The organism is Streptomyces sp. NPDC050842, assembly GCF_044456565.1.
Taxonomy (GTDB): domain Bacteria; phylum Actinomycetota; class Actinomycetes; order Streptomycetales; family Streptomycetaceae; genus Streptomyces.
Genome location: NZ_JBITGA010000015.1, coordinates 33,252 through 47,673, shown reverse-complemented (window position 1 = coordinate 47,673; position 14,422 = coordinate 33,252). Strand labels below are relative to the sequence as shown.

Sequence of the window (14,422 nt, the reverse complement as noted above, 5' to 3'; positions counted from 1 at the left end):
CTTCGTGTCCGCCGTGCTGCTGGTGACGGGGTGCGCGCTGCTGGCGGTCTCGCTGACCAATCTGGGCCATGTGATGCGCGCGGCGACGGCCGACGGGGTGGCGGGGGTTTTCACCGCCCGGCAGTTGGCGTGTGTGCGGCATCCGGGACACGAGACGTGCGAGTGGGTCGGCTCGTTTCGTTCCGCCGACGGGATGGTGGTGCGCGAGCCGGTCAAGATGTACGGGCGGGGCCGTGAGGCGCTGACGGTCGGGCAGGAGGCCCGGGCGGTCGACATCGGGGCCGCCGGGCGGGTCTACAGTCCCGGGGGATCCCATGAGTGGATCTTCACGGGTGTGCTGCTCGTCGGCGGCTACGGGATCGTCGTGCTGCTGGCCAGGCGGCATCTGATGCCGCCGCCGCGTACGGGTGCGCGCGGTGGCCGTGCGGCGGCCGGCCGCGGGCCGGCGGCGGGCCGCGCCGTGGCGGACCGCGCCGTGGCGGCCGGTCGCGGGGGCGGGGCGGGCGGGCCGTCTGGCGGGCCGTCGTAGAACGTCCGGCTGCGGCGGGAGGTGTGCGGGCGCTGCGCACGTCGGGAGTGGCCCGCTCCCCCGCCGGAGGCGGAGCATGAAACGGCCGCAGATCACGGCCGTACCGTCGTGTTCGGGAGAGGACACCCACCGTGGTCCACATCGACCTCCACAACGACCAGCCTGGTATTCGCGGGCTGATGACCCACCGGCCCGATACCGCGGCTCCGCTGAGCCTGCTGGCCGAGACGCTGCTGCGTTCGCCCCTGTCGCTCTCGCGCGGGGAGCGGGAGCTGATCGCGGCCTACACCTCGCACCTCAACACCACGCCCTTCTGTTCCGGCTCGCACGGGGCGTTCGCCGCCGCGCAGCTGGAGGGAGGGCGTGAGGTCGTCGACGCGGTGCTCGCGGATCCCGACAGTGCGCCCATCACGCCGCGGCTGCGGGCGCTGCTGCGGATCGCGGCCGAGATCCGGGGGCCGGTGCGGTCGCTGGAGCCCGCCACGGTCGCCGCCGCGCGGGCGGCGGGCGCCGATGACGCGCAGATCCACGACACGGTGCTGATCGCCGCCGCGTTCTGCATGTACAACCGGTATGTGACCGGGCTGGACACCGAACTGCCCGAGGATGCGGAGTACTTCGAGCAGGGGGCGAAGCGGATCACGTCGGAGGGGTACGTCTCGGGGAGCTGACGCGTCTGACGCGGCTCGCGGGCGGGCAGGGGCGGACGCGGACGGGCCGGGCCCGTCCGCGTCCGCCCGCGTCCGCCCGGGCCCGCCCGCGTGCGTCCGCGTGCGTCCGTGCGGCCGCGTGCGTCGTGGTCAGCCGCCGTCCACCCAGGCCGCGTGGAAGCCGTGCGGCACCGGGACCGGCAGGGGCACCACGGCGGCCGGGGGGCCGGTGAAGTCGGCGGTGTCCAGGACCATCAGTTCGCCGCGGCCGGTCCGCTCGTCGGTGACCATGCTCAGCAGCCAGCCGTCGGCTTCGGGGGCGCGCGCCTCGCGCGGGACGAAGACGGCCTCGCCGCTCGTGCGGCCCGGGGGCAGGCGGTGGGTGTCGGTGAGTCCGGTGGCCAGGTCGTGGCGCAGCAGTGCCGGCCCGCCGAGCAGTTCGCGGCCGGAGGGATCCAGGGCGGTGGCGAAGGCGTAGCGGTGCCGGGTGCCGCGGATCCTGTCGTCGATGACCGGGGATTCCTGGAGGAGGCCGGAGAGCTGTTCCTCGACGACCGTGCCGGCGGCCGTGTCCACGGTCCAGCGGGTCAGGGTGGAGGGCGTCTCGCCGGGGCGGTGGGGGTCGCGGTCGAAGACGCGCGGGTGGCGGATGACGTCGACGACGATGTGGCGGTGCGTCTCGTAGGCGTTGACGGGGTGGAAGACGAAGCACGGCGGCAGTTCGACCCAGAGGATGTCGTCGGGTCCGCCGTTGCGCGGCAGCAGCCCCAGGCGGGCGCCGTGGCCGTCGTCCCAGGCGTAGGGGACGCGGGAGCCGGCCGCGGCGGCGGCGGGGCTGAAGACGACGGGGAGGTCGTAGACGAGCGCGTAGTGCTCGGTCAGGGAGAAGGCGTGCATCATCACGGGCCGCTTGAGCGGCACGGGGACCCGGCGGCGTACCCGGCCGTGGACGTCGACGACGAGGTAGGTGGCGTAGGGCGCCTCGTGGGAGGTGGCGATCGCGTGGAGTTCGCCGGTGAGGGGGTCGTGCTGCGGGTGTGCGGCGAACCCGCCGGGCAGCGTGCCGTCGAAGTCGATGCGGGCGACGGTGTCGAGGGCCTGGTCGATCTGCAGCGGGCGCGGGCCGCCGTCGCCGAGGGCGAGGGTGCGCCCGGCGTGGTGGACGAGGTTGGCGTTGGCGTTGTCGTTCAGGCCGTAGCGGGGGCCGGGGGCGGGCAGTTCGCCCAGGATGCGGGCGGCGCGGTCGGTGCGCAGCCAGCGGTTGCGGTACCAGTGGGCGCGGCCGCCTTGCAGCCGTAGGGCGTGGACCATGCCGTCGCCCGCGAAGGGGTGCTCGCCGGGGGGCCGGTGCAGCGGGTTGGGGCCGATGGTGAGGAAGGTGCCGTCCAGTTCCGTCGGGAGGGTGCCGAGGACGCCGGGTGCGGGGACGGTGGTCTCCCGTGTGACGGGGGGGACGGCGCAGAGGCCGGCCGGTTCGGCTGTCGCTGCGATCATCGTTGCGCCCCCATGACGTATCACTGTTACGTAACATCGTTTTGGTATATGGTGGGGGACGACCGAAGGGGCGTCAAGAGTGAGTCCGCGTCAAGCGAATCCGAGGCTCAGGGCCGATCTCGTCGAGGCCGCCGCACGGCTGCTGGCCGAAGAGGGGCCGCAGGCACTGACGACCCGCCGGCTCGCCTCCGCGGTGGGCGCGTCGACGACCGCCGTCTACACCCACTTCGGCGGGATGGAAGACCTCGTGCGGGCGATGGTCCACGAGGGGTTCGCCCGGCTCGACCGGCGGATGGGCGAGGTCCGTGCGAGCGGTGACCCGGTGGCCGACATCGCGGCGCTGGGACTCGCCTACCACGGCAACGCGCTGGAGCACCCGCACCTGTACGGGGTGATGTTCGGCGGGGTGGGGTTCGGCGGGTTCAGCCTGACCGAGGAGGACCGGCAGCACGGCCGCTACACCCTCGAACCGGTGGCCCGGGCGGTGGAGGCGGCGATGGAGGCGGGCCGCTTCCAGGAGGGCGATCCGCGGCTGGTGGCCCATCAGATGTGGATCGCGCTGCACGGGCTGGTGACGCTGGAACTGGGCGGCTTCCTCATCGCGCCCTACGACGCGCAGCGCTGCTTCGCCGCCCAGGTGCACGGGCTGCTGGTGGGCGCGGGAGACGATCCGGCGGCGGCCCGGCGCTCACTGGAGAGCATCGGCACGCCCGTCGACGGCGGGTGATCCCAGGGCCGGGCGATCCAGAGGGCCCGGGCGGTCCAGGGCCGGGCGGTCCAGGGAGCGTCGGCGGTCCAGGGGGCGTCGGCGGTCCAGGGGCCCGGTGAGACACGCGGGCCGGGCCGGGGCCGGCCGGGGCCCGGTGAGACACGCGGGCCGGGCCGGGGCCGGCCGGGGCCTGGTGAGACACGCGGGCCGGGCCGCGGTCGCCCTGGATCGGCGGCCGCGGCCCGGCTGGTCGTGCTGGGGGTCGGCTCAGACGGTGGAGGGGGCCAGGCGGTGGAATCCGCCCCGGTAGAACAGCAGGGCGTCGGTGCCCGGGTCGCCGCCCGCGTCGAGGACGGAGCCGAGCAGGATCGAGTGGTCCCCGCCGTCGTACACCGCCTCCAGGGAGCATTCCAGCCAGGCCACGGCGCCCGACAGGATCGGGGCGCCGGTACGGCGGCCCGGCTCGGTGTCCACCGCTTCGAACTCCCGCGCGCCGCGCGGTCGTCCGCGGTCGGCGAACCGGCGCGCGAGGTGCTCCTGGTCGGCGGACAGGACGGAGACGGCGAAGGCCTTCTCGTCCAGGACGAGGTCGTGCAGCGCCGCTGTGCGCACGACGCACACCAGGACGAGCGGGGGGTCCAGGGAGACGGAGGTGAAGGAGTTCGCCGTCATGCCCCGCGGCAGTTCCCGGCCGGCCGTCAAGACGGTGATGCCGGTCGCGAAGGACCCGAGCACGCCGCGCAGTTCGCGTCGGTCCTCCGCCCGTGGCGCGGGCGTCTGGTCGGCGCCGGCGGAGTGCGGGCGGCCGTCCGGGGAGCCGTCGGCCATGGACCTCACCCCCCGCCCGCCGCCGCCGCGAGCGGCCCGGGGGGCGCGTTGCCGGAGGCCGGGAGCGCGTACGGTTCGAGCGCGCGGCGCAGCGCCTCAGGTACCCGGGCGGGCCGGGTGTCGGTGTTGGGTCCGCGCATGCAGACCACTCGCTGGCGGCCGCGGGCGACGAGGTCCTCGGCGACCGGCCGGCCGTCGCCGCCGTCCGGTGCGTCGCGCAGTCGCACGTAGTCGAAGGTGAAGCCGATCTGGGTCTGTGTCAGGTCTTCCAGGCGCATGCGGATGGAGAGCCGGTCGAACGCGGTGATCTCGGCGAAGAACTCGCAGCCCACCGAGAGGGTGAACAGTTTCAGGTCGTCGCGGATGTCGTCGAGGACCTCGGGGGCCCGGTCGTGGAGGAACATCTCCCTGCACCGTCCCTGCCAGCGTACGTAGTTGACGTAGTAGACGTTGCCCACCAGGTTGGTCTCCTCGAAGCCGACCAGGTGGCGCAGTTCGTAGTAGGGGCGTTGTTCGCCCATCGGTGCCTCACCCCTCCTTCTCTGTCAGCACGGCGAACACCGCCGTGTGCGGCGCGGTGCGCAGCAGGGCCGCCGCGGTGGCGATCTGGGCCGTGCCGGAGCGCAGTACCACCCACCGGTCGGGGGTCTTGGCGCTGCTGTCCAGGGTCAGCTCGACGTGTGCCCGGCCGCGTTTGCGCAGGCATTCCACGGCGCCCCATACCCGGGTCGCGGCGAGCGAGAGCTGTTCGCCGTGTTCGGCGGCGATCAGCAGGGCGAGCGCGAGGCCGCCGGCGCCCAGCAGTGCCTCCCAGTCCTCGGGGCCGCGGTCCTCGACGTGCTGCACGTCGCAGGCAAGCGGCCACTCCCCCGCGACCGCGAGGGTCACTGCGGCGCCGTGGGAGGCGGAGACGTACGGGCCGCCGTCCACCTCGGGCCGCCCGTCGGGGCGGTGCCGCAGTGTCACGGGGTGGCCGAGTGCCTGGCCGAGGGCGTGGGCGGTGCGGGCACGGCGTACGTCCCTGGCGCCGTCACCGTCGCCGTCGCCGTCGGCGCCGTCGGGGTCGGGGTGGACGGCGATGCGTACGGGGACGGGCAGGAGCGCGTCAAGGCGGCGTTCGAGGTAGGGGCCGAGCAGGGCGGGTTCCCAGGGGCCGGTGCCGTCCAGTTTGCGTACGGCGCGCAGGGTCAGGCCTGTCCAGCGCTCGGTGAGCGTGCCGTGTTCGTCGCGGATGTCGAGGTCGTAGACGTAGGTGTCGCCGTCGCGGGAGCGTTCGACGGCGTGCAGGACGACCGGGCCGGTGCGGTCGGCGGCGGTCGGGTCGGCGAGGTGGAGGCGCTCGATGCCCACCGGCAGCAGGGTCGCGTCCGGTACGCAGGCCTGGATGGAGTGCATCAGGGCGTCGCGGGTGCCCGGGTCGGCCAGGACCAGGTCGGGCGGCAGGTAGCCGGCGAACCAGGGTTGGGTCGGGGCGGTGGAGATGTCGGCGACGCATGCGGTGGCGGCCAGGTGCCGGTAGCCGGTCAGGCGCTGGAAGCGGGCGCCCTGGAAGAGCACCGGCCCGTACAGGTCGCGCGCCGGGTCCAGTGCGGGGGCGACGCCTTCGGGTGGTGTCGGACCCTGTGGCGGTCGGGGGTGGGGTCCGTAGCGCAGGACGGCGCGGAAGTGGTCGGCGCGGAAGTCCGTCTCGCTGCTGCGGACGACCGCTTCGACGGTGTCGGGGCCGGTGGCCAAGGCCGCCACCCGTACGGTGGTCGTGCCGTCGGGCGGGACCGCGACGGGGCGCAGGAACTCGGCGTCCTCAAGGACGGGGACCGCGTCGCTTCCCGTGCGTCCGGTCAGGGCGGCGGCGGCCTGGGCCATGGCCTCCATGCCGAGCACGGCGGGCAGGAGCAGGGTGCCGTCCAGGAGGTGGTCGGCGAGGTAGGGGTCGGTGGCGGCGGACAGGTCGGTGTCGGTGACGAGTTCGATGCCGCCGGTGTGGGCCTGGACACGGTCGACGAACCGCAGCAGCGGCAGTTCGCTCTCCTGGAGGGTGAGGGTGGGCAGGCCGCCGGCGCGGCCCATGACGATCAGGGTGTCGGGCAGGTCGGGGTCGGCCAGTACGCGGCGGAGCATGGCGACGCCCTCGTCGGCGGGGATCGGTTCGATGCCCTCCCTGATCAGGGATTCGAGGACGCCGAGCCGTTCGCCCATGCCGGCGCCGGACCATACCGACCACTCCAGTGCGATGCACCGGCAGCCCGGCAGGTCGGTGCGCAGCCGTGCGATCCGCTCGGTCAGCCAGTCGTTGGCGGTGGCGTAGTCGGCCTCGCCGCGCAGTCCGGCGCGGCCGATGATGCTGCCGAAGGCGACGACCAGGCGCAGGTCCGCGGGGTCGACGGCGGCCAGGACCGCTTCCAGGCCGGCGATCTTGACGGCCAGGGTGCGGCGGAAGGATGCCTCGTCGAGGTCGGCCAGCGCGCGTGGTTCGTTGCGTCCCGCGCCGTGCAGGACGGCGGTGACGGGGCCGAGGCGTCCGCGTATCTCGTTGACGGCGGCCTTGGTGTCGCCGGCCGAGGTGACGTCGGCGCGGGCGTAGTGGAAGCGGATGCCGGAGGCGGCCATCCGGCCGAGGTTGGCGGCCAGTTCGCGGTCGGTCTCGGGGTCGGAGCGGCCGATCAGGCCGATGGCGCAGCCCGATTCCCTGGCCAGGGACAGGGCGCATTCGGCGGTGATGCCCTTGCCTCCGCCGGTGACCACCAGGACGTCGGCGGCACTGAGCGGGGAGGGGGCGGTGGTGGGCGGTGCGGGTGGCAGGGGGGTGAGGACGGGGGTCCGGCGGATGCCGGCGGCGTCGTAGTGGACCTCGCTGAAGCCGGTGGTGGCCGCGATGTCGGCGACGATGCGGCGGGTCAGCTCGCCCAGCGGCGGCAGGCTGTTGAGCGGGAGGGTGACGGTGGTGGTGGCGGTGGCGGGCGCCTCCAGGTGGAGTGTCTTGGCCAGGGCGGCGGCTCCGCGCCGGTCGCCGACGGCGACGAACCGGGCGGCGGGCGCGGTGGGGTGCAGGGCGGCGCGGGCGGCGGCGAGCATCAGCGCGGCATGCTCGTCGTCGCAGTCGGCGGGCAGGCAGAGCAGGACACCCGTGCCGAGGCCCGCCTCCTCCAGGGCCGCCGCGAGCGGCGCGGCGAGCGGATGGCCGTCGGGAGCGAACACCGCCCAGGGCGCGCCGGCCGCCCGGTCCGCCCCGACCCGGTGCGTCTCGGCCTGGTGGGCCTGGGTCTGGTGGGCCTGGGCCTGGGCCTGGGTCTGGTGGGCCTGGGGTTGTGGGGTCTCGGTCAGGTCGAGGCGGAAGGCGCGGACCCAGGGTGCGACGCCGGCCGCGGCCCTGGGGCGGTCGGTGTCGGTGGGCAGGGCGGTGCCGGACAGTTCGTCGAGCAGGCCCGCCAGTTCGGCGAGGGTGGAGGTGGCGAACGCGGAGGTGGTGGCGACGGCGTCGACGCCCAGTTCGCGGGCGGCGTCGTTCATGATCTGGCCGACGGTGATCGAGCTGAGGTGCAGCTCGTCCAGCGGGTTGGTGTCCGGTGAGATGGCCGAGGGCGGCAGTTCGGCGCGGGCCGCGGCGAGCCGCATCAGGATGTCGAGGCTGGTGGCGCCGCCGTCGGCGGGGGCCGGCGCCCCGCCGGCGTACTGCCCCGCCATGGCCGGCCGTGCGAGGTCGGTTGCGGTGGGGACGTGCGTCGTCGCCGGCAGGTCTTCCTCGGGCGCGGACTCGCACGGGCTGGCCAGGAACCGGAACTGCTTGGTCAGCGGCAGGGGGCGGGTGAAGCGGTCGCGGAAGAGTTCGGCTCGGCGCACCGGGGCGCCGAGCACCCAGGCCGCCGCGACCGAGTGGAAAAGGCCGGCCAGGGAGGTGCTGTCGGTGTCCAGCGCGATGACCGGGACGTCCACCGTCTGCGCGGCGAGCCCGGACAGGGTGCGGCCGGGCCCGACCTCGAGGAGCAGGTCGCTCTCGGCGGCCACCCCGGCGACGGCCTGGGTGAACCGCACGGGGTCCAGGACCTGCCGGGTCAGCAGCCGCGCCACGTCGGTGTCGGGGGCCAGCACTGTGCCCGTGACCGTCGAGACCACGCGCCGCTCGAGGGGCGTGAGGTTCTCCTGCGCCAGGTGTACGGCGAAGGCCTGGGCGGCGGGGGCGACGGCGGGTGAGTGGAAGGCGTGGCTGACGTTGATGCGCTGCGTGCCGAGGCCCTGGGCGAGGGCGCGTGCGCTCACCCGGTCGACCGCGTCGGCGGGCCCGGAGACCACGGTCTGGTGGGGGCTGTTGTAGCCGGCGATCACCACGGGTTCGTCGTCGAGGAGCGGTTCGACGCTCGCCGGCGGGGCGGTGATGCTCGCCATCGCGCCTCCGCCGTCGCTCGCCGCCGCCATCACCCGGCCGCGTGCCGCCGCGGTGCGCAGGAGTGCGGCCTCGTCCATCGCGCCGGCCCAGTGCAGGGCCGTCAGTTCGCCGAGGCTGTGGCCGGCGGCGGAGGTGGCCGTGATGCCGAGGGTGGCAAGGACGCGCAGTCCGGCGACCGAGGCGGTGACGATCCTGGGCTGGGCGATTTCGGTGGCGACCTGGTCGCCGCCGGCGGGCAGGTCCTGGGCGCGGTAGAGCTCGTCGACGGCGGCGAAGCGGGCGCGCAGGGCGCCTCCGTCGCCGCGGCGGCCGGCTCCCTGGCCGGGGAAGAGGAACCCGATCCGGGGCGGTGCGCTGCCGCGGCGGCCGAGGAAGAGTCCGGCGGCCACGTCCATGAGGGTGCGGGCGCCGTCGTCGAGGCGGGCCGCGAGGTCGGTGAGGCGCTGTTGGGCCTGTTCCGGGGAGGAGGCGACGATCGCGGCGCGGACCTGGCCGCCGTCGAGTTCGCTTTCCAGTTGGGCGGCCAGGTCGCCGAGTTCGGCGTAGGACAGGTGTCCGGCGAGGTCGGCGAGCGGGGCCAGGCGGTCGCGCAGGGCGGTGGTGGTGTCGGCGTCGATGAGGAGGAGTTCGCAGTCCTGGCGGGAGCGGACCAGGCGGACGGTGGAGCGTGGCAGGGCGGTGCGGCGTACTCCGTCGGCGTGCTCGAGGACGATGTGCGCGTTGATGCCGCCGAAGCCCATCGAGGAGACCCCGGCCCGCCGGGCGGCGCCCTCGGGCCATGCTTCGGCTTCTCGCGGGATGCGCAGGGCGGGGTTGTCGCCGAGGAGTTCGGGGTGGGGATCGTGGTGGCCGGTGGCCGGGGGAATGATCTGGTGGCGCACCACGAGCGCTGCTTTGAGGAGTCCGGCGATGCCGGCCGCGGCCTTGGTGTGTCCCATGTTGCCCTTGATGGTGCCGAGGGCTGCGGGCGGTGCGGTGGGGTCGGCGGCGCGGCGGGCCTCGGACAGGGCGCGCAGTTCGGTGGCGTCGCCGACGGCGGTGCCGGTGCCGTGGCCCTCGAGGTAGGCGACGGTGTCCAGGCCGAAGCCGGCGGTGTCGTAGGCCCGCTCCAGGGCGAGGCGGTGGCCGGACGCCTCGGGTCGGGTGATGCCGCCGCGGCCGTCGGAGGACCAGCCCCAGCCGGCGATGGTCGCGTAGCGGAAACGTCCCTGCGCGCGGGCGTCGTCGTCGCGCATCAGGACGACGGCGCCGCAGCCCTCGCCGGGCCAGAATCCGTTGGAGCCGCGGTCGTAGACGCGCATGTCCGCGGTGGCCAGGGCGCCGGTCTTGGCGAAGCCGATCACTTCGAAGGGGTCGATGCTCAGGTCCACGCCGCCGGCGATGGCCACGTCCCACTGCCCGGAGGTCAGCGCGTTGCAGGCGGTGGCGACGGACAGCAGGGAGGAGGAGCAGGCGCCGTCGACGGTGAATCCGCCGCCGCCCAGGTCGAAGTGGTTGCAGATGCGTCCGGCGATGGTGTTGGCCAGGCCGCCGGCCAGGGTGTCCTCGTCGATCGGCGGGAAGGGCTGCTTGTAGCGCTGCTCCAGGCCGGTGAGGAATTCGGCCAGTTCCGTATCGGCCCAGCCCTGCTCGCGCAGTGCGGCGCCGACGGTGCGCCGTACGTAGGGCCAGCGCAGCCGCATGAGGTTGGCGCGGCTGAACTCGCCGGTGAGGCTGTTGCCCAGGACGGCGCCGGTGGTGGGGGCGGGCAGTCCGCTGCCGTCGGGGAATCCCGCGTCGTCGAGGGCGGCGGCGACGGTGTCCAGGGCCAGCCAGTGCGTCATGTCGGTGGCGCGGAAGGTGCTGCCGGCGATGCGGTGTCTGACGCGGTCGAACTCGAAGCCTTCCAGGACCGCGGCCTTGCGTGCGTAGTGGCGGTCGGGGGCGGTGGGGTCGGGCGAGTAGTAGTCCTCGTGGCGCATGCGTTCGTCGGGCAGGCGCCGGAAGGCGCGCCGTCCGGCCAGGACGTTCTGCCACAGCTGTTCGGGGGTGTCGGCGTCGGGGTAGCGGCAGGCCATGCCGACGACGGCGATGCGGGTGCGTGGGCCGCTCATGCCGCCACCGCCTCGGACACGGTGGCGGCGCCCGTCGCGGCCGGCGTCTGGGCGGCGGCCTGTTCGCGTCGGCGTTTGATCAGGTGGGCCACCCACCAGCCGGCGCCGCGCAGGCCGCAGACGATGGTGACGGCGAAGAACAGTGTGTAGACGACGTTGAAGACCATGAGCACCCCGTAGACCATCGCGACCGATGCGCCGAACATGAACTGGTTGCGTGCCTTGGTCGGCGTCGTTCCCGGATCGCTGATCATGTAGTTGGTGAAGAGGACGAACGCCACGCCGCTCATGACGCCGACGGCGGAGTACACCGCGACGTCCCAGACGAAGTGGCGGATCACGCCCTGGATCGCGAAGCCGCCGAGCCAGCCGACGATCAGCGCGACGCGCTTGGTCAGCAGGGCGTTGATGACGGTTCCCGCGGTGGCGATGATCAGCGGGATCGCGACGCGGAAGAAGTTGTTGGCGTGCTCGGTGAACTGGTACGGCGGGGCGATGCTGAACCAGGTGCCGAAGCAGAGCAGCGAGACGGTGATGCCGAAGTTCGACGGGTTCATGTAGTGGCGCATGCGGCCGGCGATCGGTGCCTGGAAGACGTGCTTGCCGCCGACGCCGACGACCACGCCGAACAGGATCGGCAGGAACAGGTCGTTGCCGTAGGTGAGCATGGAGACGGCCAGCGAGGTGATGTGGGCGGGCAGCAGGAACTCGTACACGCCGCGCACGCCCCGGCCGCGGAAGCGGGGGGCCCGCTTGTAGGCCCAGGCGCTGATCATTTCCAGGGTGAGCTCGGTGGTGTATCCGCAGAGCACGGCCAGGATGGGCCAGAGCCAGGGCTGTTCGAAGCCGAGGAGGGTGTAGCCGAAGATGTTGAAGACGCTGATGGAGATGGCGAAGTTGCGCAGGGCGAGGTAGCGCGGGTCCGGTTTGGCTTTGGCCGGGGGCGCTGCACCGGGGTGCGGTGTTGGTTGTTGCGCGGTGGGGTGAGCGGCCGAGGTGGTCATGTGCTCGGCACCTCCTGGGCGTCGCCGGTGAGCATGAGGGTGTGGGAGCCGGGATCGAGGCGGCGTTGCTGCTGGTGGACGGTGCCGTCCGCGTCGCGCCAGCGCAGCTCCACGGTCACGGGGCCGTCGTAGGTGCCCAGGCCGAAGCGGACGTCGAAGCTGCGGTAGCCGGCGTGGCCGCTGCCGCCGTCGAGCTGGGCGATCTCCGTGCCGTCGGGTGTGGTGGCCCGCACGGAGGCGTTGTAGGCGGGGCTGCCCGCGCCGGCCAGCGAACCGCCGGGACCGCCTGTGTCCTGCCCCGCTGTGGTGGGGCGCAGCAGTGACAGGGTGAGGTGGTTGCCGCGCTGGGGGGCGGTGTTGGCGTAGAAGACGGGCGGTCCCCACTGGCGGGCGACGGCGAAGTCCAGGGCCCCGGTCCCGGTGGTGTCGCCGGTGGCGATGGCCCGGGTGGGAATGGGCACGGCGAGGCCGAGTGTGTCGCTGATGTTGGCGTAGGTGCCGTCGGCGGTGCGGGCGTAGAAGGCCAGGGTGTCGTCGCCGGCGATGTCGTCGCCCGGCTGGACGTTGGGCCACATGTCGGGGTTGGACAGCAGGACGTCGTTGGCCATGGCCATTTCCTGGAGCCACGGCCAGCGGTCGATGCTGCCCTTGACGAAGCCGTCGGTCTGGACGACGTCCTGGCGGCCGGAGTTGGTGAAGTCGCCCAGCTTGACGTCCCAGTTCCAGCCGGTCCACGCCAGCCCGTACTTGCGGGCCTCCTGCGTGAACGGGGCGACACCATCGGAGAGTTGACGGTCCATGTCCGCTTCGTCGGGGCTCTGGTTCTTCCAGACGAAGTTCGACTCCTCCAGGCCCCAGGCGGAGGTGATGTTGCTGACGACCATGTCGAAGCGGCCGGTGCGGTCCAGGTCGCCGAAGTCGACGCCCATGCCCTTGAACGATCCCCTGCCGAGCACGAACGACTTCGGCGCGGTGGCGGTGCGCTTGCCGAGGGCCTCGGTGAAGCGGATCTGGCCGGGGCGGGAGCGGTTGTACAGCAGGTGGTCGTTGCCGAAGTCGTTGGCGATGTACAGCTCCGGGAGCACGTCCCCGGTCAGGTCGGCGCCGGCGATGGCCAGGGTCCAGCCGGTCGCGGCGTTGTACGGGATGGCCTTGGGTTCGGCGGTGTAGGTGGCGGTGGGCCGGGTGCCGGTGGTGGCCGAGGTCCAGCGCAGCACGTGGTCGCCGCCGGCGTTCTTCGCCCGGGACAGCGAGTCGTTCATCACGACGTTCTTCAGGCCGTGGGGGTCCAGGACGTCGGAGTCGGGGAAGTAGTTGCCGATGACGATGTCCGGGTGGCCGTCGCCGTCCAGGTCGCTCACGTGCACCGTGTCGGTGTTCCAGCGCGGCCCGTGGTAGAGGCCGTCCTGCGACTGCGAGGGCACCAACTCCTGCGGCACGTACGCCTTCAGCGCCGGTGTGCGGGCGTCGGAGCGGGCCAGGAAGAGGATCGGGGTGCGGCCCCAGTAGGAGACCAGGATGTCCATGCGGCCGTCGGCGTTGAAGTCCCCGAAGGTGCAGCCGGTGGGCGCCATGGTGTCGTCCACGGGCAGCGGCGAGGCGTCGAGGAGGAACGGCGTGAACCGGTCGGCCGGGTGCGCCGTGGGCGTGTACGTGACCGTCACCTCGTCGGTGCGGGTGTCGACGATGCACATCCCCGACGCCCTGCCGTTGCCGGCGACGTCGTTGATCGCGATGCTCGCGCCCACCGACGAGATCCAGGAACGGATCTTCTCGTAGGCCGGGTTGACGGTACGCACGGTGCGCTTGGGCAGTTGGTCGTAGCCCGGGGGCATGGCGATGGGCATTTCCTTGAACCGGTAGGCGGCGGCCACCTTTGTGCCGTCAGGAACAGCGACTGATGCCTGGGTCGCGAAGAACAGCGACGTCACGACGAGAACCGTCACCAGTCCCGGCACTAGTCTGCGAATCTTCTGGCTGTATGCCACGATGCTGCTCCCCCCTCTCTCTCTTGTGGAAGTCAGGGTCGGCGTGCAAATCACGGGATTGTTCTACGGATACGATCCGGGTTCGCCGGGCGAGGGGCATCTCCCGGCTTGCTAGCCGGGGTCTTCGCACTTCAGGAGAGCCGGCGAGGCCGGGACGACACCGCGGGCGCGTGGCCGGGAAAGCGTTCGGCCAGTGCTGGGTGCTCACGCTCGGGCCCGCCGCGGGCACGTTTCTTTTCGCTGACGCGGGCCGCTTATGGGCGAGATGCCGCGGGTGGTGACGGAACACGATTCTTCCGGGCGCCGGGCGAATACGGCCGGCCGCTCACGGAACTCACCGCTTTCGAAACGGGCGGGGCGGCGGTACGGCGGCGGTGTGGCATGGCAGCGCGGCGGAGTGGCGTGGCGGCTCGGCGGCGGAGTGGCGGGGCGGTGCGGCAGCGGATCGACTGTGCGGCGGGCGCGGCAGCTCGGCGGCGTGGCGGCGGCGGATTGGCGGTGCGGCGCGGCGGTGTGGCGGCGGGAGGATCCCCGGGGCCGGTGCGGCGCGTCGGTGTGGCGGCGGCGGGAGAATCCCCGGGGCGGGGCGTGGCAGCTCGGCGGCGGATTGTCGGTGCGGCGTGGCAACGCGGCTGCGGCTGCGGCTGCGGCTGCGGCTGCGGCTGCGGCTGCGGCTGCGGCTGCGGCAGGAGGATCCCTGGGGGCGGGGTGTGTTGTTTTCGGTGTCCGGGCGTTGCCCGGAATCC

The 14,422-nt window shown here is 73.4% G+C and carries 9 protein-coding genes; 3 read left to right on the top strand and 6 right to left on the bottom strand.

Annotated elements, in window-relative coordinates:
• Positions 1 to 13: 13 nt before the first annotated feature.
• Entirely contained in the window at positions 14 to 529 is a 516-nt protein-coding gene (locus tag ACIBG6_RS36350; RefSeq protein ID WP_399227028.1) for a hypothetical protein, read from the top strand.
• Positions 530 to 660: 131 nt separating this feature from the next.
• Positions 661 to 1,200, top strand: a complete 540-nt coding sequence (locus ACIBG6_RS36345; protein ID WP_399227026.1) for a carboxymuconolactone decarboxylase family protein — start codon at positions 661 to 663, stop codon at positions 1,198 to 1,200.
• A 129-nt stretch (positions 1,201 to 1,329) separates the two neighbouring features.
• On the opposite strand, the gene ACIBG6_RS36340 is transcribed toward ACIBG6_RS36345, so the two are convergent.
• A complete protein-coding gene (locus ACIBG6_RS36340; protein ID WP_399227025.1) occupies positions 1,330 to 2,673 on the bottom strand; it encodes a carotenoid oxygenase family protein in 1,344 nt (447 codons plus the stop codon).
• A 79-nt stretch (positions 2,674 to 2,752) separates the two neighbouring features.
• Here ACIBG6_RS36340 and ACIBG6_RS36335 point away from each other — a divergent pair, with 79 nt between their 5' ends.
• Positions 2,753 to 3,400 carry a TetR/AcrR family transcriptional regulator gene (locus ACIBG6_RS36335; protein WP_399227023.1) on the top strand — a complete coding sequence of 216 codons (648 nt, stop codon included), beginning with the start codon at positions 2,753 to 2,755 and terminating at the stop codon, positions 3,398 to 3,400.
• 249 nt (positions 3,401 to 3,649) lie between these two features.
• Here the strand turns inward: ACIBG6_RS36335 and ACIBG6_RS36330 are convergent, their stop codons facing one another.
• Genes ACIBG6_RS36330 through ACIBG6_RS36310 form a run of 5 tightly spaced genes read right to left on the bottom strand, consistent with a single transcriptional unit; the run spans position 3,650 to position 13,619 of the window.
• Complete coding sequence (locus ACIBG6_RS36330; protein WP_399227021.1) at positions 3,650 to 4,210, bottom strand: flavin reductase family protein; 561 nt, start codon at positions 4,208 to 4,210, stop codon at positions 3,650 to 3,652.
• A gap of 5 nt (positions 4,211 to 4,215) precedes the next feature.
• Positions 4,216 to 4,731, bottom strand: coding sequence for an acyl-CoA thioesterase (locus ACIBG6_RS36325; RefSeq protein ID WP_399227020.1), 516 nt, complete (start codon positions 4,729 to 4,731; stop codon positions 4,216 to 4,218).
• Positions 4,732 to 4,738: 7 nt separating this feature from the next.
• Positions 4,739 to 10,684, bottom strand: a complete 5,946-nt coding sequence (locus ACIBG6_RS36320) for a type I polyketide synthase (protein ID WP_399227019.1) — start codon at positions 10,682 to 10,684, stop codon at positions 4,739 to 4,741.
• Positions 10,681 to 11,688: a hypothetical protein gene (locus ACIBG6_RS36315; RefSeq protein WP_399227018.1), complete on the bottom strand. Its 1,008-nt coding sequence runs from the start codon at positions 11,686 to 11,688 to the stop codon at positions 10,681 to 10,683. The genes ACIBG6_RS36320 and ACIBG6_RS36315 overlap by 4 nt, the downstream gene beginning before the upstream one ends.
• A complete protein-coding gene (locus ACIBG6_RS36310) occupies positions 11,685 to 13,619 on the bottom strand; it encodes a CRTAC1 family protein (protein WP_399227017.1) in 1,935 nt (644 codons plus the stop codon). The genes ACIBG6_RS36315 and ACIBG6_RS36310 overlap by 4 nt, the downstream gene beginning before the upstream one ends.
• Positions 13,620 to 14,422 lie beyond the last annotated feature (803 nt).